Annotated in this window: 22 protein-coding genes and 1 pseudogene; 10 read left to right on the forward strand and 13 right to left on the reverse strand. The window is 60.6% G+C overall.

What is annotated here, in order from left to right; genetic code table 11:
• Nucleotide 1 precedes the first annotated feature (1 nt).
• Both ligK and JMY24_RS10235 read left to right on the forward strand, forming a co-directional pair.
• Entirely contained in the window at nucleotides 2-685 is a 684-nt protein-coding gene (gene ligK, locus JMY24_RS10230) for a 4-carboxy-4-hydroxy-2-oxoadipate aldolase/oxaloacetate decarboxylase (protein WP_128596327.1), read from the forward strand.
• Nucleotides 686-879: 194 nt separating this feature from the next.
• Entirely contained in the window at nucleotides 880-1782 is a 903-nt protein-coding gene (locus JMY24_RS10235; RefSeq protein ID WP_128596326.1) for an NAD(P)-dependent oxidoreductase, read from the forward strand.
• 130 nt (nucleotides 1783-1912) lie between these two features.
• On the opposite strand, the gene JMY24_RS10240 is transcribed toward JMY24_RS10235, so the two are convergent.
• Nucleotides 1913-3607: a hypothetical protein gene (locus tag JMY24_RS10240; protein ID WP_193425203.1), complete on the reverse strand. Its 1695-nt coding sequence runs from the start codon at nucleotides 3605-3607 to the stop codon at nucleotides 1913-1915.
• A gap of 866 nt (nucleotides 3608-4473) precedes the next feature.
• Between JMY24_RS10240 and ppk2 the strand changes: the two genes are divergently transcribed.
• On the forward strand, nucleotides 4474-5289 hold the full coding sequence (ppk2, locus tag JMY24_RS10245; RefSeq protein WP_128590210.1) for a polyphosphate kinase 2: 816 nt from the start codon (nucleotides 4474-4476) through the stop codon (nucleotides 5287-5289).
• A 122-nt stretch (nucleotides 5290-5411) separates the two neighbouring features.
• On the opposite strand, the gene JMY24_RS10250 is transcribed toward ppk2, so the two are convergent.
• On the reverse strand, nucleotides 5412-5762 hold the full coding sequence (locus JMY24_RS10250) for an RT0821/Lpp0805 family surface protein (RefSeq protein WP_128596325.1): 351 nt from the start codon (nucleotides 5760-5762) through the stop codon (nucleotides 5412-5414).
• A gap of 642 nt (nucleotides 5763-6404) precedes the next feature.
• The gene (locus tag JMY24_RS10255) at nucleotides 6405-8198 is read right to left on the reverse strand and encodes a SulP family inorganic anion transporter (RefSeq protein WP_128596324.1); all 1794 of its coding nucleotides are present in this window, start codon (nucleotides 8196-8198) and stop codon (nucleotides 6405-6407) included.
• Between the two features lie 376 nt (nucleotides 8199-8574).
• On the opposite strand from JMY24_RS10255, the gene JMY24_RS10260 reads away from it, so the two are divergent.
• Nucleotides 8575-9024 carry a glycine zipper family protein gene (locus JMY24_RS10260; protein ID WP_201701979.1) on the forward strand — a complete coding sequence of 150 codons (450 nt, stop codon included), beginning with the start codon at nucleotides 8575-8577 and terminating at the stop codon, nucleotides 9022-9024.
• 99 nt (nucleotides 9025-9123) lie between these two features.
• Nucleotides 9124-9714 carry a hypothetical protein gene (locus JMY24_RS10265; RefSeq protein WP_128598488.1) on the forward strand — a complete coding sequence of 197 codons (591 nt, stop codon included), beginning with the start codon at nucleotides 9124-9126 and terminating at the stop codon, nucleotides 9712-9714.
• A gap of 155 nt (nucleotides 9715-9869) precedes the next feature.
• Here JMY24_RS10265 and JMY24_RS10270 read toward each other — a convergent pair whose 3' ends face one another.
• The gene (locus JMY24_RS10270) at nucleotides 9870-10442 is read right to left on the reverse strand and encodes a BPSL1445 family SYLF domain-containing lipoprotein (protein ID WP_128598487.1); all 573 of its coding nucleotides are present in this window, start codon (nucleotides 10440-10442) and stop codon (nucleotides 9870-9872) included.
• Nucleotides 10443-10693: 251 nt separating this feature from the next.
• Here JMY24_RS10270 and JMY24_RS10275 point away from each other — a divergent pair.
• Nucleotides 10694-10942: pseudogene (locus tag JMY24_RS10275) on the forward strand (arginine deiminase family protein); the annotation flags it as partial.
• Nucleotides 10943-11059: 117 nt separating this feature from the next.
• Nucleotides 11060-12244: an AI-2E family transporter YdiK gene (ydiK, locus tag JMY24_RS10280; RefSeq protein WP_236597373.1), complete on the forward strand. Its 1185-nt coding sequence runs from the start codon at nucleotides 11060-11062 to the stop codon at nucleotides 12242-12244.
• 6 nt (nucleotides 12245-12250) lie between these two features.
• Here the strand turns inward: ydiK and JMY24_RS10285 are convergent, their stop codons facing one another.
• A complete protein-coding gene (locus tag JMY24_RS10285; RefSeq protein ID WP_201701980.1) occupies nucleotides 12251-13273 on the reverse strand; it encodes a hypothetical protein in 1023 nt (340 codons plus the stop codon).
• Between the two features lie 21 nt (nucleotides 13274-13294).
• Nucleotides 13295-13552 carry an RNA-binding protein gene (locus JMY24_RS10290; protein ID WP_201701981.1) on the reverse strand — a complete coding sequence of 86 codons (258 nt, stop codon included), beginning with the start codon at nucleotides 13550-13552 and terminating at the stop codon, nucleotides 13295-13297.
• Nucleotides 13553-13877: 325 nt separating this feature from the next.
• Between JMY24_RS10290 and JMY24_RS10295 the strand changes: the two genes are divergently transcribed.
• Nucleotides 13878-14714: a transporter gene (locus JMY24_RS10295; protein WP_236597374.1), complete on the forward strand. Its 837-nt coding sequence runs from the start codon at nucleotides 13878-13880 to the stop codon at nucleotides 14712-14714.
• Nucleotides 14715-14766: 52 nt separating this feature from the next.
• Here JMY24_RS10295 and JMY24_RS10300 read toward each other — a convergent pair whose 3' ends face one another.
• From JMY24_RS10300 to JMY24_RS10330, 7 genes are all read right to left on the reverse strand, one after another.
• Nucleotides 14767-15354: a PqiC family protein gene (locus JMY24_RS10300; RefSeq protein ID WP_236597375.1), complete on the reverse strand. Its 588-nt coding sequence runs from the start codon at nucleotides 15352-15354 to the stop codon at nucleotides 14767-14769.
• Complete coding sequence (locus tag JMY24_RS10305; RefSeq protein ID WP_201701982.1) at nucleotides 15351-16967, reverse strand: PqiB family protein; 1617 nt, start codon at nucleotides 16965-16967, stop codon at nucleotides 15351-15353. The genes JMY24_RS10300 and JMY24_RS10305 overlap by 4 nt, the downstream gene beginning before the upstream one ends.
• Nucleotides 16945-18243 carry a paraquat-inducible protein A gene (locus JMY24_RS10310; protein ID WP_128598486.1) on the reverse strand — a complete coding sequence of 433 codons (1299 nt, stop codon included), beginning with the start codon at nucleotides 18241-18243 and terminating at the stop codon, nucleotides 16945-16947. The genes JMY24_RS10305 and JMY24_RS10310 overlap by 23 nt, the downstream gene beginning before the upstream one ends.
• Nucleotides 18240-18467, reverse strand: coding sequence for a hypothetical protein (locus JMY24_RS38335; protein ID WP_236597376.1), 228 nt, complete (start codon nucleotides 18465-18467; stop codon nucleotides 18240-18242). Before JMY24_RS38335 ends, JMY24_RS10310 begins: the two co-directional genes overlap by 4 nt.
• Nucleotides 18468-18681: 214 nt before the next feature.
• Nucleotides 18682-19299 (reverse strand): response regulator transcription factor, encoded by a 618-nt coding sequence (locus JMY24_RS10320; RefSeq protein ID WP_128586543.1) that lies wholly within the window; start codon nucleotides 19297-19299, stop codon nucleotides 18682-18684.
• Nucleotides 19296-20765, reverse strand: coding sequence for a sensor histidine kinase (locus JMY24_RS10325; RefSeq protein WP_236597377.1), 1470 nt, complete (start codon nucleotides 20763-20765; stop codon nucleotides 19296-19298). The genes JMY24_RS10320 and JMY24_RS10325 overlap by 4 nt, the downstream gene beginning before the upstream one ends.
• Before the next feature lie 744 nt (nucleotides 20766-21509).
• A complete protein-coding gene (locus JMY24_RS10330; protein WP_128598485.1) occupies nucleotides 21510-21866 on the reverse strand; it encodes a type 2 periplasmic-binding domain-containing protein in 357 nt (118 codons plus the stop codon).
• Nucleotides 21867-22000: 134 nt separating this feature from the next.
• Between JMY24_RS10330 and JMY24_RS10335 the strand changes: the two genes are divergently transcribed.
• Together JMY24_RS10335 and JMY24_RS10340 are read left to right on the forward strand one after the other, a co-directional pair.
• On the forward strand, nucleotides 22001-22645 hold the full coding sequence (locus tag JMY24_RS10335; RefSeq protein ID WP_268960766.1) for an Orn/Lys/Arg family decarboxylase: 645 nt from the start codon (nucleotides 22001-22003) through the stop codon (nucleotides 22643-22645).
• Nucleotides 22646-22736: 91 nt separating this feature from the next.
• A complete protein-coding gene (locus tag JMY24_RS10340; RefSeq protein ID WP_201701984.1) occupies nucleotides 22737-24116 on the forward strand; it encodes a DUF3300 domain-containing protein in 1380 nt (459 codons plus the stop codon).
• Nucleotides 24117-24196: the final 80 nt, after the last annotated feature.

A 24196-nucleotide genomic window follows, 5' to 3' on the forward strand; every position in this document is an offset into this window, starting at 1 on the left:
CATGTACGAACTCGGAGTGGTTTATCGCAACATCGCGCGCGCGGACAGCCGCGTCGCGGACGGCCTGGGCGCTCTCGGCAGCGCGACCGTTCACGAAGCCATGGGACGCGTGGGCCTGATGAAGCCGTACATGCGCCCGATCTATGCAGGTGCGCCGGTGAGCGGCACAGCCGTCACGGTGCTGCTGCATCCCGGCGACAACTGGATGATGCACGTTGCAGCCGAGCAGATTCAGCCCGGCGACATCGTAGTGGCAGCCGTCACCGCCGACTGCACCGACGGCTATTTCGGCGACCTTCTTGCAACGAGCTTCAAGGCGCGCGGCGCACGGGCGCTGATCATCGACGCGGGCGTGCGCGACGTGAGCGTGCTTGCCGAAATGGGCTTTCCGGTGTGGAGCAAGGCTATCTCGGCGAAGGGCACCATCAAGGCGACGCTCGGCTCGGTGAATATTCCGGTGATCTGCGCGGGCGCGCTCGTCACACCGGGCGACGTGATCGTCGCCGATCAGGACGGCGTGGTCGTGGTGCCGTCGGCGAAAGCACAGGACACGCTCGACAAAGCCACCGCACGCGAGGCAAACGAAGGGCAGAAGCGTGAGAAGCTTGCCTCGGGCGTGCTCGGCCTCGACATGTACCAGATGCGCGAGCCGTTGAAGCAGTTGGGTCTTCGCTACGCCGACTGAGTGCGACGTTGGGCTTTTCCGGCCCAACGCGGCGCGCGAGCGGTGAATTCCCGCTCTCACGCTTGCTCACGCCGAACATTGCGCACAGGCTGTTTTACGCGTTCGTCTGCAGTGACAGCCTGCCTGTCCTGTTCGTGCCGCTGCTGGCGGCTTCGCGCTCGTGAGAATCGCGAGGCCCTTTCCGGAGTTCCTGCATGCCTCAGTCATTCCAACAATCCGCCGGCCATATCGCGATTATCGGCTTCGGCGAAGTCGGCCCCGTCTTTGCGCGCGCATTCACCGAGGCGGGGCGCACGGTTTGCGCGTTCGACATCAAGCTGCAAGACGCGTCCACGCGCGGCGCGATCGTCGAGCGGGCGGAGAAAAGCGGCGCCCAGATCGCTGACGATCTTGCGTCCGCGGTGCGCAATGCGCCGCTCGTGTTCTCCGCAGTCACCGCGAGCCAGGCCGAAGCCGTCGCAAGCGCCGCCGCCGGGCATCTTACGGCGGGCCAGGTGTTCATCGATCTGAATTCGGTGTCGCCCGCGGTCAAGCAGCGCAATAGCGCGGCGATTCAGCAAAGCGGCGCCGATTACGTGGAAGCCGCGGTCATGGCGCCCGTGCCGCCGCAAGGCATTCGGGTGCCGATGCTGCTCGGCGGGCGCGTCGCCGCGCAAACGGCAGAGCTTCTCAACGGACTCGGCATGCGCTCTGAAGCAGTGGCCCAGGAAGTCGGGCTCGCGTCGGCAATCAAGCTCTGCCGCAGCATCATGATCAAGGGCATGGAAGCACTGTGCGTTCAGTCGATGCTCGCCGCGCGTCAGTTCGACGTAGATGGCCGCGTGCTGGCTTCGCTCGCCGCCACCTTTCCGGGTGTGGGCTGGGACAACGGCTACGAAGCGTATCTGATCGGACGAGTGGTCGAGCACGGTCAGCGGCGCTCGGAGGAAATGCGCGAAGCCGCGTTGATGCTCGACGGTCTCGGCATGTCGAGCGCGCTCGCAACCGCCGTGGCCGACGTGCAGGAGCAACTCGCCGCGCGCGCCGCGCCGCTCGTCGATGCAATCGACAAGAAAGGCAGCCTGCCGGAATGGCGGATATTGCTGAAGCCTATGTAAGCAGGAGCAGTTGACCGGGAAGTTGACCGCTCGTTGCCGTGCTCTCGCCGCTCTTTTCCACTAGCGCTCGCAGCACGGGACTGGGCTTTAATCGCCGTCGATATCGCGAGCCACGCGTCCAGCACACGGCTCAGTTGTCGGGATGGCTCGCAACGAAGCTGACAAACGCGTTGTACGGCAAATTGAGTATTGCGCCGGCTATCATCAAGCCATATGTCGCATTGCCACTATCGAGCACGTAGTACATCACCGACTGCACGTCCTTCGTTTTTCTCGCCTGATAGTACGTTGCCAGGCGCGAACTGATGTAATCCGCGCGATATGCCTGGGTCTTCTCCGGTCCCGTGTTCCACTCGGTGAGCAGAAACGGCATACCGTAGCGCGCTTTACAGTACGCGGGCAGATCGAAGCTGGGACCGGTGCCGTCGGAGCCGATATCGAAGATGTCGCCGTACACCTCGTAGTTGTGCCACGTCGTGAGGTCCCAGCGCACCGTCGGATAGCCGCTTGTGCCGTCCGGCTGCGTGCCGTCCCACAACGCGTCGGCCGCGCCGATGTCAGCGACGCAGAAGTTGATGCCGCACTTCGCCGTGGCCTGCGCCGATTTCACGCCGTCTATCATGCCGCGCATTACACCGCGCATGATCGGCCAGTTCGCGTTGTTGAAGTCGGAGGCCTTCGTCCCCGCATCGCTTGAGTTTAGAACGATGGCGGCGTCGCGGGTCAACTCGTTGCCGCACTCGTACATGACCACACCATACGGCGCGAGCGCGGCAGCGACTGTCGCGCCGCATGCGTGCCCCCGGGCGTATGCGACCGATTCGCTTGCAAAGAGCACGCCGTTCCAGTCCCGCACACCGATGTCGATCAGCACGAACAGCGTCAACCCTGCTGCCTGGAACGCCTGCGCGAGATTGACCACCGCGCCGAGTTGCGTCGGGTCGTCAGTGGCGCCGACGCGATAGGTCGAGCAGCCCATGTTCCTCATGATCGATACGACTTCCGCGGGCGTATACAGATAGTCGTAGTGCCCGTTGATGCCATGGAACGTGCCGCTCGACGCCGCCACGGAAATGCGCGGGTCGGTACAGGGCAGCCATTGGTCGATGTCGTTGCACACGTAGAACTGGCCGCCCGTTGCCCGATACCAGAGCTTGCCGCCGTACCACAGCAATAGCGAGACATTGGCTGTGGCGCCGACCGCGACGTTGTTGCGAAGCACGACACCGCTCACGACGCTCCAGATCGCGCCCACTTTATCGATGATGTACGACGCGCCGGGAATCGTCGTGCCGTCGGCCGAGGTGCCGCCCAGGCGCGGATCGTTGCACGCGAACCAGTTGGAACCGTTCCAGCCGTAGAACTGTCCGCGGGTTCCGTCGCAATAGATGCCGCCGCCATACCAGAGCAGCAAGGACACGTTATAGGTGTTGCCGGCTTTCGCGCTATTCCGGTAGACCGATCCGCCGACGAGCGTCCAGACCGCCGCCTGGTTGTCGGTGATCGACGCGGCAGGCGGGACCAAGGTGCCGTCCGCCGATGCAGGCGTGCCGTGGTTCGATGCGCCGCCATTGCCGTTCGACCCGGACGAGCCGCCCTTCGCGCCCGTCGACGTCGCGCTGGTCTGCGTGCTGGCGGGGCTTCCCGTTGTCGCCGGGGCTCCATTGTTGCCCGTACTCGTGCCCGTGCCGTTCGAACCTGGCGTCGCGCTGCTGGTCACGCCGGCATTGGCTGTGCCTCCGCCCGAACCGCCGCCGCACGCGCTCAACACATAACTGCTGCCGACAGCTGTCAGCAGGCCGAGAAACTCACGTCGTTTAACCATGGCAAGGCAATCCAGCGCCGGGGCGCGCCCAGAAAAAAATCCGCGATTGGGGGATGTGGGATGCGTGTCCGGGAGGAGCGCCAATTTCGTTCGACATCCTTATCTATTGGCGTTGAAGCCAATCCAGGAGATGTCACTAGAAATGGGGCTCGGTAATTCTTCCCGTCGCCTGCTTCAGGCGATGCAACTCATGTCTGGATGTCGGCAATAAATCGCCGCTTGCGTAGGGTGAGATTGAAAAAAACTGGGGTAGCGGAAGCAATTGTCTGGCGCCAGGCGACAGCTACGCCTCCGGCATGGGCGGCCTGATCGGGCATAGCTACGGCACGATCACGCGCTCGGGCAGCAATGCGGACGCGTCCGCCGAAGGCACGCTTGGCGGACTAAGCGGAATCAATGCGGGGAAATTGCGGCAGTCGTATGCAACGGGCGCGGTGGCAGCGCAGGCGCATACCCGTCTGCGCTCGGCGTCGCGAGCACCAGCAACGGCACGATTGCGGGCGACGCGTACTGGGACATCCAACCACCCAGGCAACGCGCGATGTTTATAGTGGCACCGGCATGTGGGCGACGCACGCGGGCGCTACGCATCCGGTATTGCGATGCAGCTTGCCCAACAGATAGCCTTTGTCATTTTCGTGAACCACGATTCGCAAGCGGATTCAGCGCCGCGTTGAATGCGAGCGCCGCACTGCCCTGCTGCTGCGGTCGCGTCCTGGTCTGCCCTTCATCCGTCGGATGTCCCGAGGATAGAACAGGACAGCCAGTCACGCTATTGGACCAAAGGCTCATTGCTTGCCGCGATGCGGCCGCATACTCTAGGGAATCATCAATAAGGCTGTGGCGGCGCGCGCGGAGAGATTGCAATGACGAAGCACCAAAGCAAACAGGACGGCGTCAGTGAGCGTGAGAAGTTATCCAATAAGCAATATCTGCGCGAACTTACGCCAATGCAGGTCGAACTGGTGAAACTGCAGGAATGGGTCGTTCAAACGGGGCAAAAGATCTGCATCGTTTTTGAAGGGCGCGACGGCGCCGGCAAGGGCGGCACGATCAAGGCAATCACCGAAAGAGTCAGTCCGCGTGTATTCCGTGTGGTCGCGCTGCCCGCACCTACGGATCGCGAGAAAAGCCAGATGTACGTGCAACGCTACCTGCCTCACTTGCCTGCAGCCGGAGAAATAGTGATCTTCGATCGCAGTTGGTATAACCGGGCGGGCGTTGAGCGAGTAATGGGTTTTTGCACCGAAAACGAAGCGGTGAGCTTTCTCAAGGCGGTCCCGCTGGTGGAACGTGCAATCGTTCACTCCGGCATTATCCTGCTCAAATACTGGCTCGAAGTCAGCGAAGAAGAACAGACTCGCCGTCTGGAAGGCCGCATCACAGACGGGCGCAAAGTCTGGAAACTCTCCGGCATGGATTTGAAGTCTTACAGCCGGTGGTACGACTATTCGCGTGCGCGCGACGCAATGTTCGAAGCGTCCGACACCGATTTCGCCCCATGGTTTGTCGCGGTCTCAGACGACAAGCGGCGTGCACGACTCAATATCATTAGCGATCTGCTGCAAAAGATTCCCTATCAGACCGTCGCGCGCGAAAAGGTCACCCTACCTGCCCGGCAAAAGCCGAACGGATACAAGGAGCCCGACTATCCGTTCAAATACGTGGCCGAACGATTCTGACCGCGCCAATTGCGTTGCTCTGCTCGCGCAGCGGAGCACGGCGCTGTAATTGAAATTGAACGATCCGCCGGATATGGCGTGCAGACACCCGGGTGTCTGCACGCCTGGGTGCGTACGATCGGCTATTTCCTGAGTATCTTCCACGGTCCGCCGGCCGTCTTGCAAACAGTCGGTGTCCAACTCTGTGTCTGACCTTTCGCATTTGCCACGAGCGTCGTGGTACGGCACGTCCGGTCACCTTTCGTCGACGTGTCGTGCGGCGTGATGGTGCCATTGATCGCAACCGGGTTACCGGTTCCCGCATTACTCCACGGAACGACTTCACCGTCTTTCTTTTCCAGCGCCTGTTGCGCGGCGTCGTTGAGCGCCTTTCGGTCGGCTTCTCTCATGAAGCTGATCGGAGTGTCTTTCAGGAAGTTCAAATTCGAAGCGACGCTGCCCCCACTCACGACAAGCAGCGTAGCTCCGGTCATGCAACGTACGAACAAGTGAGCAAGCGAGCGCGTCGGTCGCAGCTGCGCGAGTGCGCGGCGCCCGGCTATTGAAGGAGGCGGGTCGAAACGCACGACCGGAAAGAAACAAGGAACCGCAGCCGGGACCGGAATCGGAACCGGGACCGGAACCGGAACTGCGGCGATCGCACAAACGCGCGAGGCACCGCCCGTAGGTCTGTTCATCTCTCGTTCTCCTCGTTGACGCCAAACTGCGCTGAGTGCGTACTACGCCCTTACCCGCTGGAGCGGCGTTATTGCGGCGCGCCAGAATGTGCTGCGGCGATCGCTTTGTCCCGCTCGGAGCGCGCTTTGGCGACTTCCTCGTTACGAACCTTGTCCGCCGCCTGGACTCTCTTCTTGTAAGCGGCGTTTGCGGCCCTAACCTCGTTATGCATCTGGACAATGCTATCGCTGTGTTGTGCATTCGACGCACCGGCGCTGGTCTGCGCCCACGTTGGCGTGGATACCACAAGCACAGATATGGTGGCTGGAATCAGTAGGAGTCGATTCATTTTTTGCTCTCTCCGAAGTAGCAAAGCTGCATGATTAAGACAGGCCGGCGACCAATCGATAGAACCGCGTCTCGCCCGGCCTCGCGACGCGCGTAATTTCATGAACCGCTCAGCCCGGTTTACTCACGACCTTCGTGGCCGCTTGTTCCTTGTCTCGCTGGGAGCCATTCGAGTCCGCCGCGCGGCCAGATTCGAACTCGTCTACAACGTCTGCCACCGAGCGCCGGCGTCCAATCGGCCCAACACGTGCCTCGAGATTCTCGGCGCGGAGCATGTCGCGCGCTTCAGCATGTGCGCCGACTATCCGCAGGTCTATTCCTTCAGCTTGCAATGCGCCATGCAGCGCGGCCAGCATGCGCGCACCTGAGAGATCGACCGCGGGCGAATTCGACAGGTCGCAAATCACCAATCTGATCGGCTCGCTGACTTCGTGGATTTTTGCCAATACTGTCTGACGTACGTGTTCGATATTGAAGTACAGCAACGATGCGGCGACCCGAAACACGAGCACGTTCGGAATAGATTCGTTTTCGGCATGACGTTGGCTATCGGAGAAGCGCCGGGTTCCGCGAATGCGGCCGAGAAACGCCACATGCGGGCGCGCGGCTCGCCTGATAATCAGTAGCATTGAAACGAGTACGGCGACGATCACGCCCCTCAGAATACCGAGCGTCAGGACCGCCGCAAAAGCGACGAACGAGACTGCAAACTCATAGCGACTCACGCGCCACAGATGACGAATCTCGCGCACATCGATCAGTCCCTTGACCGCGACCATCACGATCGCCGCGAGAACCACGGTCGGCAAGTTCGTGAGCAGCTCGGTTAGAAACATCAGACATAGGGCGATCGTGAGCGATGCAAACACGAGAGCCAATGGCGTCCGTGCGCCGGCCTTGTCGTTGACTGAAGACTGGGACAGTCCACCGGCGACCGGATAGCCCTGGAACAGCCCGGCGGCCAGATTTGCCGCACCCAGGCCTAGCAATTCCTGCCGGGCGTCGATCTCATAACCATTGGCTTGCGCGAGCGCGCGTGCAGCAGAGACGCTCTCGACGTAAGCCAGCAGCAGACAGGCAAATGCGAGAGGAACAATGCCGTCGACGTCTCGCACGCGCAGGGTGGGCAGACGGAATTCGGGCAGCCCTCGCGGCAACGCACCTACAACAGAGAAGCCGTGCGCCGCTAATGAAGTGATGGAAACAATGATGGTCGAGACGACAACGACCGCGAGGGCGACCGGCCTTCCTGGCAAGTATTTTTCGCCTGACACTAAAACGGCGATGCAGACAAGACCGAAAATCAGCACGATCAAAGTCGTATCGGGAATCTGTGCGCCGAGAACGATGAGACGTTCGAAAAACGACTCGCCTCCCCCTTTCGTGCCCAAAAGTTTCGGAAGCTGCGTCAATGCGATCGTGAGCGCTGCGCCCGCCTTGAAGCCCACGAGTATCGTTTCGCTGATGAAGTTGACGAGTGAACTTAGGCGTAGCAGCCACGCAATGCAGCACATGCATGCAATCAATAAGGCAGTGAGAGCGGCAATCGAGGCCCACCGCGCGGGATCGCCATTCGCCATGCCTGCAACGGTGACACCGACCAGCATCGAAATAGCCGACGTCGGGCCAATCGCAAGTTGCCGCGACGATCCGAAAAACGCGTAGAACAAGCCGCCCGCGAGATAACAGTAGATGCCGTATTGCGGTGGCAAGCCGGCAAGCGACGCATAAGCCAATGACACAGGAATGCCATACGCGGCTAACGTGACACCGGCGATCGCATCCTTCATTAGCCACTTTGGCTGATAGGAACCGAGCCATTGTGCAGGCGGAAAGACCGAGCGCCAGCCGGTGGTCGCGACCGCATCCGTCGCCCGGCCTGCGGCGCGCGCTTCATTGGTCACGACAGTTTTCCTCCAGGGCGAGAGCCGGCGACAGCAAGCCTCAAGCATTCGAGACGGCTGTGTTAGCGCTATTGGCAGCGTGCATGACCGTACTAGCCCTCAAGCGTAGACGCCTGGTCAGGAGCATGGAATCGGACTTTGGTCCTAAGCGAATTGCGGGGTTGTACTACCCGACATTCCGGTCACGGTACTCCGGTGTAATAGGGCGTGAAAGCAGCATCGCTGCGAATGCCTGTACAGGAGGCCGATGGCAGGCCGAATAGGACCATGGTCCCATTGTGTGCGCAGACCTCTGAACGCAATCATCAGGAGACGGGCCGCTACCGGCACATAGCCCGACCGAGGAGGTGCTGTGAACACACTAAGGAAGTGCTGCGTGTACGGTTTCGCAATCTGCATACTGCTAGGCCCCGGCGCGCCGCAGGCCAAGCCGATCGCCTACCCCGCCAAAGGACAGAGCGCCCAGAAGCAGCAGGAGGACGACGGTGCGTGTTATTCCTGGGCCAAGAACAACACGGGCGTCGACCCTGCGGCGGTCGCCAACGCTCCGCCGCCGCCATCGGGACCCGCGGTGGGCGGTGGCGAGCGCGTTCATGGTGCCGCGCGGGGCGCGGCCGGTGGCGCCGTGATCGGTGCTATTGGCGGAGATGCAGGCAAAGGCGCGGCCATCGGCGCAGTCGCCGGCACCATGGTCGGCGGCTCCAGGGCGCGGCAGAACCGACGCGCAGCCGAGGCGTCCGGTCAGGCGCAATCTCAAGGCGCCATCGATACGTTCAACCGCGCGTATGCCGCGTGTATGGAAGGGCGAGGCTACACGATCAAATGAACAGCGCCTGGTTATAGCGCAGCACATATGCCTGCGTGTGACGCCATCGCCGCGTAATTGGCGCGGCGGCCCCCCGGTCGGACATTCGAGGAGATCAGCATGAACACCACAAAGCTCGCTATCGTCGCGCTGGCCGCGGCCTTTTCACATGGAGCACTCGCCGATACGACGCCGAAGTACGGCGTGACGAGAGAGCCGGGCAAGGTTTCCGTGACGGGAACAGTCAAGACGAAATCGACCATTGTCGGCATTGAGCCGGATACCCGGACTGTCTGGCTGAAAGACTCCAAGGGAAAAATCGTGCAAGTCACGGTCGGCGAAGAAGCGAGGAACTTCAGCCAGTTGAAGCTCGGCGATACGGTCGCAGCCGAGTACACGCAGGCGCTCACGCTTAGCCTGAAGAAAACCACCGGACCCGCGACAGTCAGCGAGAGTCAAACGCTCAACCGCGCACCGGAAGGGGCAAAACCCGGGGGAACGGCCGCCCGTGCGATCACGGTGATGGCCAATGTCGTCGCTCTGAACCCGCAGACCAACGTGGTGACGCTGAAGGGTCCGCAGGGTAATTCGGTCGATATCGTCGTGGAAGATCCTGAACAGTTCAAGCGCATCAAGAAAGGCGATCAGGTGGAAGTCGTCTACAACGAAGCGGTCGCGATATCAGTGGAGCCGCAGGAGATCAGCAAATAAGTCCGGCGGAAAGTGACGAAAACGCGAGCGACCGACGCCGTGACAAATCGCGGGGCGCCGAGTCGCCTTCAACCCACTGCACCTCAAACCAGAAAGATAAAACAGAAGAGGCCCTTCGTTCGGGCCTCGCGCTGCCGGGTTCTGCCAGACGTCGGCTAGATATTGATCTTTCCGATCTTCGTGCCTTCCAATGAAACGTTGACCATCAGCCCCGCGTTGGTCAGCACGAACCCGACGATAGGTGCCCGACCCGTATTGGTGTCGAGCCGGCCATTGGCGCCGACTTTCAATAACGCCACCGACCCATCCACGCCGGCTGTCCAGCCCTTGCTGGCACGAAAGCTGTCGAGCGCGTCTTTCGTCATGAACATCAGCACGATTGCCTTGGACTGCGCGCCGGCCTGCAGACCAAAGGAAGCGGTCGTTGCGCGGTAGTAGCCCTCAGATGTTTCGCCGACACGCAGCGTGCCCTCTCCGTACTCCGCACCGACAACGAGCCCAGCGGCAAGCACGCGCGGGAACACGAGTATGCCCTGCGCTTTCGATGCAAGTTCGCTGGAACCCTGTGCCATCGAGAAGAGCCGGCTCATGGTGCCGTCGGCACCGGCATCGATCTCCTGGCGCTTGCTCTGGTTCTCTGCCGCACTGGGGCTCGACGCAGTCGTACATCCGGCCAGATAGGCACTCAAGGCGAGCGTGCTGGAACTGCAAAATGTACGGCGGTTCATGACATTCCCCTCATTTTGTTCAAGTCGAAGCGCACCGTCGCCAACGCCACGGCTGAAAACAATGCTAAAGCATTCACTCGCGCGAATGCGTCGGACCAAAGTCTTATTGTCTCTCTATCCGAACTCCGTCACATTGATCCGGACAGCCAGGTACTAGTCATGAGAACAAGTGTGCGCCCTCAGCAGATCTTGTCGCACAGCCCCGGAACTGGCGCTCACATCGGATCATTACCTCTCCGAGGAGGTGCACGATGAGCACGGAGAAAGGCGCATTCGGCGTTCATTCTGAAGCAGGCAGATTGCGCAAAGTCATGGTGTGTTCGCCCGGCCTCGCGCACCAGCGCCTGACTCCCAGCAATTGCGATGATCTACTTTTCGACGACGTCATCTGGGTAAGCCAGGCGAAGCGTGATCATTTCGACTTCGTCACGAAGATGAGAGAGCGCGGCGTCGACGTCGTCGAGATGCACAATCTGTTGACTGAAACGGTCCAGAGCCCCGAGGATGAAGTTCCCTTCGCGACAGGAATCGAGTATTACGACTGAGTGATAGCCCGCGCGCATGCCGCGTGCTGACGCGGTTCAAGTCTCGCACTCGCAGACGTATGGATGCAGAGAATGAACAGAATAGTTCGCCCTTCGCAAGACTCCAACGCGCAACGCCAAATGTATCGCCCCACTGTCGACCTCGCGCGTATCGTGCTGGCCGTGTGTGCGCTACTGCTGCTCATTGGCACCAGCCTGTACATCCTGCACCCGTTCGTGCCCGCACTGATCTGGGGCGCGACAATCGTCGTCACCACCTGGCCCCTCATGCTGAAGATACAGCGCAGCCTCGGCGGACGCCGCTGGCTGGCCGTGACCGTCATGCTGCTGATCGAGATCGTATTGATCTGCATACCAGCGTTCGGCGCCGTTTCGACGCTCGCAGAACATGCCGACGACATCATGTCGTTCATCAAGGTACTACCGGACTACGCGCTTCCGTCTCCGCCTGCCTGGCTCTCGGGCGTTCCACTGTTGCGAGGACTTGCACGCGAGTGGCAAACGCTGTCAGATGCCGGCGCTGGCGGCATCCTCGCGAAAGTCCAGCCGTATGCTGCCGTGTTCGCGAAGTGGCTGCTCCTGCAGGTCAGCCTGCTTGGCATGTTCGCTGTGCAGTTGATCCTGATGGTGATCGTGTGCGGCTTGCTCTATGCCGACGGAGAGGCAGCGGTCCGTCTCGTCACCGCATTGGCGCTTCGCATAGCACCGGAAAACGGCAACGGCATCGTGCATCTGACCGGTCAATCGATCCGCGCGATCGCACTCGGCGTGGTGGTGACAGCAGTGGTTCAGGCGTCGCTGGGCGCCATCGGCATCTGGGCTGCAGGCGTGCCCTATGCGGGAGTCATCAGCGTTTTGATCCTGATGATGTGCCTGATCCAGCTCGGCCCGCTGTTACCGATGCTGGCTTGTGTCGGCTGGCTCTTCGCCCACGACGCGAGACTCGTCGCCATCGTATTGCTCGGGTGGACCCTTTGCGTGTCGGTGCTGGATAACATCATGCGGCCGATACTTATACGGCGCGCCATTGCCTTGCCGATGGTCCTCATCCTGTCGGGCGTGATAGGCGGTCTGCTTGCGCTAGGGGTGGCCGGACTCTTTATCGGTCCGGTGATTCTCGCCGTGACTTTCCATCTTCTTCTCGCGTGGACCGAGATGCCGCAAGAATTGACCGATCCGATGAAGCCGGACAATCCACTCGCGCCGACCGAAAAGCATCGCGCCGCGGGTGCGGCGCCGCCGGATTCACACCAATAGAATCGATCAGATCAGCAGCCGCCTCGCGTCTCCGAACATATCCCGTTCAGCGAGAAGATCACTGCGTTTGAAGCGCAGCAATGCGAACGCGCGCGTTAGGTCGGTGGACTCAGGCAGTTGCACGACCGTGAATTCGACCTCGTTCGCCTCGCGACCATCCGTTCCATCCGCTACGATATTCATTGGGTCCAGCCGCAGCTTTTTCTGTTGCACGCATAGGTATGGCTCCGGCGAAGACAGCACTTCGCAAATCACGCCCAGCCCGCGCTCGATCGTCTCCGTTTTGAGACCGAGCTGCGCCAGTTCCTGTTCGTTCCGATCGAGTTGCGCCTGGGCGCGCGCCATCTCGCCCACGCTCGGCGGCGCCTTGCTTCCCAGCAGGGACCGCACGCCGGCGGCCTGCCGCTCCAATAGCGCGAGGCGTGCTCTGAACAGTGCGCGCTCTTCTTCGAGGGCATCGCGCCGTGACTCGTCGCTTTCGATTTTTTGCAGGCCCTGCAACGTCAACTGGTCGAGCAGACGCAGCATGATCTGTTGCCGGAGTTCCGTATCGGTTGCGCCGCATACGCGCACCTGATGATCGCTGAAACTGACGGTAGTTTGAGCGACATCCGAACGGGTGACTACGCCGTGCTGAGCAACGCCGAACACGTGCCTCTGATCCATGGCCATTCCCAACACCGCGAAAGCCTCGACGGATTCCGCGTGCGTCGAGAAGTAACTGCGCAAGTGTTCGGATTGACTCAATGCGGCACATACGTCCTGCGGGGCCGCGAAAAAGGCATGAATGCACGGATCGCTGGACCATGCTGCAGCAGTCGCCTCGCGCGCGGCGGGGACCTCCGCAGTGAGCCGCTCGATGTAGCGCACGGCTTCAGTCAACGCTGGCAACAGACGCGCCTCAAAGTTCCGCGCGAGACGCAACGGCGGACTCATACCGACGACGCGCTCCACCATTTTCTTCATCTGCTGGTGATCGCCTCGATCGTCGTGACGAGAGCGGTTCAACAACCACGACAGCATGCTCATCGCCGGCTCCTGGCGCACTTTTTAAGTCTCGTCGCGTTCCGGAAGAATCTGCGCACTGATCAAGTGTTTTTTCCAGTACATGTTATGGATGCGCGACTGTAATGTTCTCAAGGAGCTAGGGTTCACGTCGTTGAAAGTCAGTAACGCGCCGGGACGCGAGCCGGCGCCGGGGAGTCGCTGAATAGCGTCGAAGCGCGGGAACCCGTACCTCACCAGGAACTCGCCGATCTCTTCATCGGACAATGTCTCGTCGATATTTCCAAGCAGTAGCTCGGCCATGATGCTGCTCCTTGACCGGTTGTATGAGCGAGAGGACCCGCGCTGACGGCCGATACAAAGCGTAGTCCACGCTCATCTCAATCGGCGTCTGTTCATGGTCGCACCGCTGAAGTACCCCTGTAATCAGACCAAGGTCGTATTTCTGGCGGATTGGCCTGCGGGTACGCTGGATTTGTCAACTCCGGTTCATTTTCGAGCGCGGTCGCGCGCTGCGCTCAACCGTCCATTCAGGCCGACGATGATGCGTACCTGGTGCCGTTGGGCGCTTGCGTGTGCAGGTGCATTCGGCACTCTCCTGGCCAACGCCCCAGCCTGTTCACAGGAATTGGAACCTCGCTCGTATTCCCCGTCGCCTGTAGGCACCAATTTCCTGCTCGCAACATACTCGCACCTTTCGGGCGATGTACTGACGGACTCGTCTTTACCGCTTACCGGTGTACAGGCCCAGTTCAACCTGCTGACGCTCGGCTACGTCAGGACCTTCGATCTGCTAGGTCACACGGCCTCGTTCGGCGTCGGGGTGCCGTTCGCGCGCGGCAACGTCAGCGGCAATGTGATCGATGCGCCCACCGAAGTACATAGAGGCGGCATGGGCGACATGCGACTTCGCCTCACATACAACCTTTTCGGTAATCCACCGTTGCCGCCCGAAGCCTTCACAAAGCCGGAGTCGACCACGTCGCTTGGCACCAGCCTTACGGTCATTGCGCCGTCCGGGCAATATGTTGATTCGAGGCTCGTCAACATTGGCGCGAACCGATGGGCAGTCAAGCCCGAAGTGGGCATCTCGCAGCCATTCGGAAACTGGTTCATGGACGGATCCGCGGGTGCGTGGTTCTTCACGGCTAACAACGACTTTTTCCGCGGAAAGCAGCGTAGCCAGGCGCCATTGATGATCTTTCAGTTTCACCTGGGCTACGGGTTTCGCCCCGGCCTCTGGATTGCAGGCGATATCGGCTATGCAGCAGGCGGCCGAACCACGACGAACGGTGTCGACGCCGCCGATCGACAGGCCAATATGCGATACGGCATGACGTTCTCCGTGCCCATTGCACGTGGCTGGTCGACCAAGTTAGCCTTCTCGCACGGACTCGTCACACGAGCCGGCGGAGACTTCACTTCCATTTCGTTGACACTCCAGTATCGCTGGTTTAGTCAGTGAATGATTGCCGCGCCGCGCGTTGTTTGACAGTCGCCTTCCGTCGCGCCCGCCATCAAGGTGCGTCGTTCGCCTCCACTGCCGCGGCAATATCGCGGCTGACCGTCGCGAGTGCCCGGTTATGCGCGGCCACTACTGCCCCCATGCCCGGCCCCGACACCGCTTCCAGTGCAACAGAGCGTCCATATATGGCCCGCCCCTTGCCCGGCGGGCGCACGGTCCAACGTGCGTCCACGGTCACGTCCTTGCCCGGCATCGACTCGAAACGCATCACGTCCACGCGAACATGCCATGCGGTGAGCGGATCGGCAGCGCCGTCGAATACTGATACTTGCGGCGTGTTGAGCAATGCCGCGAGATCGTCGGCGATTACCCGCGCTATCTCTCCTTTCAACGGCTGCGCCCACCGGGCGTACTCATTGACAGCGACTTCGTTGCCCTCCATGCGAGTTACGATCTGCGGACGATTGACCACATCGGGTATGGTCACGGGCCCCACTACCACCGACAGTGGGCGCGCCGCACTCATGCTGGCTGCGGGCGCATCTGCGCTCAATGTATAGAACGCGGCCGATGGCGACTTGCAGCCGCTAATCAGAACGGCGGCGAGCGCGGGCAAAAGATACACGTAGACGATCTTCACGGCTTTTGCTCCGACTTGCCCCGAACGAGTGCTTCGGGATGCTGTTGCAGGTAATCGGCCAGATTGCGAAGTGAGGAAGCGGTCAGCGTCAGTTCCCGCATCGCTTCTTCAGTGGATTGCTGCAACGACGAATCCGGTTGCAACGCATTGTTCGCGGAGTCGAGTGCCGACTGCGCAGACACAAGCGTGTCGTGAGCTTTCGGCACTACATTCTTGTCCACCTGCGACAGCAGCGAATTGGTCGTTTTCATCGCCGCGCGCGCGTCGTTGCCGATTGCTTCGAATGGAATGGCGTTGAGTTTCGTCAGGAGGCGGGTCACCGAATCCTGCAATGACTGCAATGTACGCGGCACCGCCGGAAGCTCGGGCGGCGTCTTGTCCCAGTCGATGCTTGCCTTCCTCGCGTCCGGGAAATAATCGAATGCCAGGTAAAGCTGGCCAGTCAAAGGGTTTCCGCTTCGCAACTGAAAGCGGAAACCGTTCGCGACGAGATAGTTGGCGAGCTCGCGTGGATTTTCGTGAAGCCGGCCGCCCGCGCCCGTCTGATAGCGCGACGTGAAGCGCTCAGGATAAATTTCGACCTCCACCGGAATACTGAACCGCCGTGTGCCGCGGTCGAAACGCGTGTAAATCGCCTTGACTTCCCCAATCACCACACCGCGAAAATCGACAGGTGCGCCCACCGTGAGCCCTCGCACCGAATCGGTAAAGTTCACGACGTACCGATCGACAATACGGTCGTGCTGTTTCATCGCGTCGCCACGCGATGTATAGAGTTCAAAGCGCGTATTCGCGGCAGCCGGGATGTCTTCTGTCGTATCCGCAGGCGATTCGAACGCGACGCCGCCGATGATCACCGAGACGATCGACTGCGTCTCCACCTTCAGGCCATTCGCATCGAATTCCATATTGACGCCACTCGCGTGCCAGAAGCGCGTATCGGCTTTGACAAACGCATCGTAAGGCGCATTGACGAATACCTTCAGCGTTACGCCTTTTCCGTCGGGGTCCAATTGATAAGAAGCAATCTGGCCCACCCGAAGCCTGCGGAAAAAAACCGGCGACCCGACGTCGAGGGAACCGAGGCCCGTGCTTTTGAGTGTGAACTCCCTGCCCGGCATATCGCTTGCGAATACAGGCGGCGCTTCGAGTCCGACAAAGTCGCGGCGCGACTTCTTCGAGCTCCCGACATCGACGTCGATGTACGAGCCCGACAAGAGCGTTCCTAGCCCGGAGACCGTACCGCCCGAGATGCGCGGCCGCACCACCCAGAAGCGCGTGTCGTCGACCAGCAGGTTCGCCACGTCACGTGTGACTTCCGCCCGGGCCACCACTCGTTTCTGATCGGGTGACAGCATGACCGCTTCGACTATGCCAATGTCGACGTCCTTGAGCTTGAGTTTGGTCTTGCCCGCTTCGAGTCCCTCGCCGGTTTTGAAACTGACCGTGATCTTCTCGCCGCGTTCGAGCACGGCTTTAGTAGCAAGCCATCCGCCAATCAACACCGCCACGATAGGCACGAGCCACACAAGCTGCATGCGCCAGCGCGAGCGCGGAATCACATCCGCCTGCGGAAGTTCCGGGGTGTCGTTAGCTTCGTCGGGCCCGGACATGATCCGTCTCCGCTGCGTCCCACATGAGACGCGGATCGAACGACAGCGCGGCGAATAGCGTCAGCACCACGACTGCGCCGAAGGCGATGGCCGCCGGACCTGCCTTGATCGTCGCAAGCGCCTGGAACTGCACCAGCGCGACGAGCATCGTGATGACGTAGATGTCCAGCATCGACCACCGGCCAACGAGCTCGACCACGCGATAGATGCGCGTACGCTGTTCGGGAAGCCACCGCGACCCCAACTGCGTCGAGATCGTCAGGTACGCGAGGCCCATGATCTTGAGCATCGGCACGACGATGCTTGCAATGAACACCAACGCGGCGAGCGGCCACGAGCCGGAAACCCACAGATAAACGACGCCGCTCATGATGGTGTCTTTCTGTGCGCCAAAGAGCGAACTCGTGTCCATCACTGGCAACACGTTCGCGGGAACGTATAGAACCGCGGCAGCGAGAAGATAGGCCCATGTCCTGGAAAGGCTCAGTGGCTTGCGGCTGTGCAACGGCGATCCGCAACGGGGACAGTCTCGTACATGACCCTTTTCGTGTCGCGCTGGAACAAGCAGATCACACTCGTGACACAGCACGAGACCGCACCCGGCCGCGGTGAGCGTCGCGCCACCCGGCGTGGACAGCCGCAGCTTCAACGGACGCTCCGCGTGACGCGCACGTGCTCGCGCTATGCGCGCCCATAGCTCATGTGGATCGAACGACGCAGAAGCGGCCGCAAGCAGAAGCATCAAAACGACAAACGACCATAACGCGGTCTCCGGCACCACCTTTGCAATGTGAGCGAGTTTGACGAGGGCGACGAGCAAGCCAAGAATCAGCACTTCGGTCATTCCCCAGGGCCGAGCGAGGCGAAACAGCCTGAACGCTTCGACCGCATAAGGCGGCACACGCCCGAAACGCAGCGGAACGAGCAGCCAGCACATCGAAAGTGTCTGCAGCGCCGGCATCACAATCGTCGTGATGCCCACGAGTAACGCAAGCGGCCACATTCCGTCGATGTAGAGCACGCGAACCGAGCCGGCGAGCGTCGTCCGTACGACATGACCGTTGACTGACAAGCCGACGATCGGGCTGACGTTCGAGATGATCAGCAGTACGACGGCGGCCAGCGTGAACGCCAGCGCATATTCCGGGCCGTTGGAACGACCGCGACGCAGTTCTGCATGGCAGCGCCGGCAGCGCAATGTACTGCCGGGAGAGACTGCCGGCCCCAGTTGCAGCAAGTCGCAATCGTGGCAAGCAAGGACCTCCGTCGGTCTCATCTTGCCTCCCATGCGGACGGCTGCGCGGGCTCGGCGTCGAGTGCTTCTATGTAGCTTACGTAATCCTCTTCGTACCGCTGACGCGCCAGCTTCGACCATGTCACGAGTACTTTCAAGTGACTGGTCTCCGCCCTGCTCGCAACGGACAGCATCAACCGTACGATGGCGCGGCAAACAGACTCGTCGTCGTCCGCCACCGCAACGATTTGTTTAAGGTTGACCATAGGACAGTCCGCTCGCGAGGTCGCTGCGTAATTACGCCTTTTTAGCCGAGCGTAGCGAGAGAACCGACGTTTCGATATAAGACCTTAGTCCACTAGCGACGCGAAAAATAATGACTTCGCGCTAGAGGCGGTTTGTGCGGGCGGCCCCGCGGAGTCTTTGCGAGGCGTTCCGAGGACCGTTCGCGATTCCAGGACGGCCATCGCGAAGGAAGTGTCATTCAGCGTCGCGCACCTGAACCTTGTCGGATAGACGAAGGAGTTCGACGATCGATCTGGCCTTCATCTTCTCCATGACTCGCGCGCGATGGATCTTGATCGTTTTCTCAGCCGCACCCAGATCGCTCGCGACCTGCTTGTTCAGCCGTCCCGTCAGAACGAGCGCCATCACCTCCCGCTCGCGGCGCGTCAGGTGACCGACACGTTCCTCGATCTCTTCGCGCTCGCGTCGTTTATTGAACTCTTCTACTGCTACCTTGAGCGCCCTGTCGAGGACCGCAAGCAACGAGGCTTCGCATACCGGCTTGGGCAGAAAGTCGAGTGCCCCCGCCTTCATTGCATCGACGCTCGAACTGATGTCGCCGTGGCCGGTCAGAAAAATGATGGGCATGCGCCGCTGCAACCGGCGCTGCAAGTCGAGCCCATTCATGCCGGGCATCTGCAGGTCGAGCAGGAGGCATGTGGGGAAGTCGGCAAGATCGGTTCTGTCGAGGAGTGCTTCTGGAGAGTCGAAGCACTCGACATGATGGCCGGCCGCACGCAGCAAACGCGCAAGGCCTGATCGCACCAGTCCGTCGTCGTCGAGAATAAACACGCGGGCGATAGTTTGGCTCATGATGTGCGACGCGAGGCGTCTTCCTCCATGGCATGCCGTTGTGGCAGCGTGACGTGGAACGACGCACCTTTTCCCTGGTTATTTTCGCCCCATAGCCGCCCGCCATGCGCATTGACGATCGTACGGCTGATGGAAAGCCCAAGACCGAGCCCTTGGGGCTTCGTGGTAAAAAATGGCATGAACAGCTTGTCTATCTTATCCAGCTTCAGTCCGTGGCCACGGTCTCTCACTGTGATCCTCACGCCTCCACCAGGCTCCGCCCGCACGGTCGTATCGACTGTGCGATCCGTTGGCGAGCAGTCTTTGACAGCGTCAAAACCGTTCAGTATCAGGTTGAGCAGGACCTGCTCCAATTGAACCCGGTCGCCGTAGACCATGGGCAGGTCTTTGGCGACATCGAACGTGGTCCGGACGCCGCGAACCATTGCGTCACTATGCACAAGCAACGCAATATCATCGACCACGCTGCCGATGTCCAATGGCAGAAGCTCGATATCACCTTTTCTGGCCAACGTGCGAATTTTCTGGATCACTTCGCTCGCCCGCACGTTCGCCAAGACGATGTCACTCAATGCTTCATTGAGTTCGGTTCGATTGATCGTATCGGACTCCGCGAACCGCTGGGCCGCCTGAGCATTGGTCAGGATTGCAGTGAGCGGCTGGTTGAGTTCGTGAGCGAGCGACCCCGTCAATTCTCCGAGAGACGACACGCGGGCCAGATGCGCAAGCTCCTTACGGCTATGCTCAACCTCACTGCATCCCGTTCGATCGTATATGGCTGTGATTCGCAATGACCGGTTACGCAGACGGTATTCGACCGTGTTAGCCTCAGCAGCAAAGCTTCCACCGCTGCGCCGCTGCGCGGCTAATAGCTGTCTGGTCGGTGCGCTAAAGCTGCGCCTGGAGCGTGCGCCACTCGGGGCCGGCAAGCTCTTATCCAGATCGCAGTCCGCAGGGAAAAGAGTATCAGCGGGTGCGCCGATGAGTTCTTCTATTGTGTAGCCAAAAATCTCGGCCAAACTGCTATTCGCAAACGTAATTCTATCTTGTTGATCCACTGCGAAAATCGCTACCGGCAATAGTTCGAGTGCTTCTCTCAAAGGCGTCTTTACGTCGAAAAACCTGTCGGGGCGGCGGTGCCGTTCAGACACCCATGAAATAAAAGCCGCGAGGCGGGGGAAAGTAATTCGCTTGCGCCCCGGCGATTGCGCGTTGGCATCCGCAGAATGCTTTGGCGCCATCGCAGCGCCAGCGCTAGAAATGGAGAACATCGGAAATCCAGCCTGCTGAACTGAGCGGCCGGAGGCGCTCGCTTCGCTATTCGAACTGACGACCGATTGCAAACACGGAGCACGTGACCATTCGCTGAAGCCGAAGCGGGAACGGCGCCATTGAGCGCGTGACCGCCGCATGGCACCCGAGACCTTTGTGACAGGGTCGCGGCTCCCCACAATTTCATGGATCATGATATCTCCGACCCGTGCAAGCTGTTGGCGAATTTGATACGTCCCGCCACAGCCTGGTCTCCCGGCGTGAGCACATCGTTCGGTAACCGAATTATGTCTGCCACACAGTGCATGTTATAAGTACGAACGCCGAACATCAAGCGGTAAAACCGCCCTTTTTCCATTGAACGAAACAAGTCTTAGTTAGCGGCGTACATGCATTGCCAGGCGTTCTCAGACAAGAAAAATCGCAATGCCAAAATTGCAATGAAAATGCAGACCCGCACTGGCCTCTTCCCATAAGCCGCATTGTCTGGAATCACATAACGACGCGATATCGATTGCGCAGTGAGGGAATACCCTTTGTGGCGGGAAAACGCGATGAAATCAGAGAGCGATGGCGTGTTTTCTAACGCGATATTTGGCTCTCGCGCCCAGGTTCTCATTGTCGATGTTGGACAATTGAGCAACACCGCAAAGCGCAAACGTTTTTTGCAGGAAGGAGAGCCTGGCGAGGGCCTGGCCAGTGCCAATGCCGGATACGACGCCCGCAGCCACAGCGCCCCGGCGGCGGAGGCTACGAGCGTCGTGCCTCCTCGCCCCAAATGTGCAAGGGCACTGCGATAAAGCGCGGCACTCCAGTTGAGTGGAGCGCACGCGTGCCGGCCACGCCGCACTAGCGCATGGTGGCCTGTCAACAGTTACATAGTCGGGAAACCATAGTCACTCCTCGTATGGCGAAGCGTTTCGGCACCCTTGGGGCGTTCACTCAGGCAACGCCACGACACTGAAAAACCTTTGCGCATCCTGATCGGGCTGGCCGAACCACGTCGCATAAAGGCCGCGAAACTCAGTAGAAGCAAACAATCGGCTCAAGGTTCGATCAACTACCAGACGCAAATCGTCTTCGCCTTGTGCAAAGCCGATTGCCACAGGCGCGTAGGTGAAGCGCCGGTCGAGCACGGTCACCTGGTCGCCGAAAGGCGCGCGGGTCGCGGCGGCAAGCAGGATCGAACGTTCCGCGAACATCACGTTGGCCTTGCGGTCGATCACATCTCCAATCCCGGCGTCGACGTTCGACACAGGTACGATCTTCGCGGGGATTTCGAGTTGCGCGCGCATGAGCGTATCCGCCTCCCCGCACAAGAGTGTCGACCCGATGCTCCCGCACTGCGGCAAAGCGCTCCTGCGGCGTCACCGCGACCCACTGGACCGGCAAAGCCGCCAGCTTCAGTTCACTTTTTACCTGCACGGGCGTGGATCCTCGCGGAGAATTGTTGGCACAGGGTATTCCCGCAGCGCTCGTGAGTCGCTACCTGTGGGGCCGTGGAATAGTCGTCGAGAAAACCGGCCTTTATTCTTTCCTCGTCCTTTTCTCGATCGGAATCACGAAGGGCAAGTGGGGCACGCTTCTCGCCGAGATGTTCCGCTTCAAGGAACTGTACGACACAGATGCGCCGCTCGACCGCGTGTTCCCCGACCTCGTCAAACTGCATCCGGCCGCATACGAAGGGGTCGGGATCAAGACGCTCGCCGCACGAATCCACGACTTCTATCGTGAGTTCGGCACACTGAAACTGATGGGCGACATTTATACCGACTTGCCCACTCAGGTTCAGCTTCCTTGCGACGCGTACAACAAACTCGTGCGCAACGAGGTTCAGATGGTGCCGCTAAACGAGCTCGCAGACCGCATTGCGGCTGTGATGCTGGTGCCTTACCCGCCGGGCATTCCTGTCATCATGCCCGGCGAACAGTTCGACAAACCCTCGGTACTCGCCTATCTGCGAAATTGCTACGAACAGCAAGCCAGATTCCCCGGCTTCGAAACGGAGATTCACGGGCTCGAAATGGTGCGTGAAGGAGACGCCATTCGCTACGACGTCTGTTGCGTTAAATAGCGCAGTGACAATCTGGCACGATAGGACCAACGTCCGATTCTTTCCGGTCCGAAATTGGCCATCATGATTCGTAGCCAGGTAAGGAGCGGTCATGTCTCTGTGGAAAGAACTTTGGGCTAAAGCAGTACGACGGTTCGCAATGCTACTGCTGCTCCTCGGCGCGGCCGCCGTGCACGCGCAGTCTCCGGCTCCGCCTCAGCCCGCGCCGTTCAAGCCAGAGGAGATCGAGGCGCTGGTGGCCCCGGTCGCCCTTTATCCCGACTCTCTGCTGTCGCAAGTCTTGATGGCGTCCACGTATCCTTTGGAGATCGTGTACGCGGCGCGCTGGGTCAAGGCTAACCCGAAGTTGAAGGGCGAAGACGCCGTGAAGGCCGTGGAGAGCCAGACGTGGGACATTAGCGTGAAGTCGCTCGTCGCCTTCCCGCAAATTCTCGAACCTATGAGCGACAAACTCGACTGGACACAAAAACTCGGCGATGCCTTTCTCGCGCAGGAGAAAGACGTGCTGGCCGCCGTCCAGCGCTTGCGGGCGCGAGCAGACAAGTCGGGCAACCTCAAGTCGAATGAACAGCAAAAAGTGATTGTCGAAGCGGCGCCCGAAACCGGACAGACGATCGTGAAGATCGAACCTGCCAACCCGCAGGTTATCTATGTGCCCGCGTATAACCCGACGGTAGTCTACGGATCGTGGAGCTACCCGACCTACCCTCCGTACTATTGGCCACCCTCCCCGGCCTACTATCCGGGCGCGGCACTGGCGACGGGCTTCGCCTGGGGCGTCGGCCTCGCGGCTGCGGGCGCCATATTCGGCAACTGCAACTGGGGCGGCGGCGACGTCAACATCAATGTCGATAAAGCGAGGAACGTCGATCGCAGCTTCGATCGCACCAAGGTCGAGGGCGGACGCTGGAAACACGATTCGAGTCATCGTCAAGGCGTTGCCTACCGCGACAACGCAAGCCGCGAGAAGTACTCGCGCAACGTGTCGGGCGCAGACGCACGTTCCGATTTTCGCGGCCGCGAAAGCGGTGCCGGTGAACGCAACGGCTCGGGCGCGAGAGGCGACGCGGGCAATCGCGGAACAGCCGGCGACAGGGGCGGCGCAGGTGCGGGCGGAGGCAATCGCGCGACGACCGCCGATCGCTCCGGTTCGGCTAATCGCGCCGCTGCGGCCGACCGGCCCAACGCTACCGATCGTCCGAGTGCAGGCGACAGGTCCGCTGGCGGCGATCGCATGGCGGCGACGGACAGATCGTCCGCGGCTAACCGCGCAGGCACTTCTGACCGCGGCGGCGGCGGCGGCTACGGTGGCGGGCGAGACAACGCCTTCCAGGGAGTGGATCGCGGCAACTCCGCACAGCGCAGCTACGATCGCGGACGAGCGAGCGCGCAGGCATCCAGTTTCAATCGCGGCGGCGCAGGCGGCGGCATGTCGCGAGGGGGCGGAGGCGGCGGACGTGGAAGACGCTAGGCGAGCGGCATGCGAGCCACAAGCGAGCTACAAGCCGCGGACAATGAACAATGAACAGCGACCGATGTCAGGTCGAGCCT

It is taken from the genome of Paraburkholderia kirstenboschensis, assembly GCF_904848585.1.
Classification (GTDB): domain Bacteria; phylum Pseudomonadota; class Gammaproteobacteria; order Burkholderiales; family Burkholderiaceae; genus Paraburkholderia; species Paraburkholderia kirstenboschensis.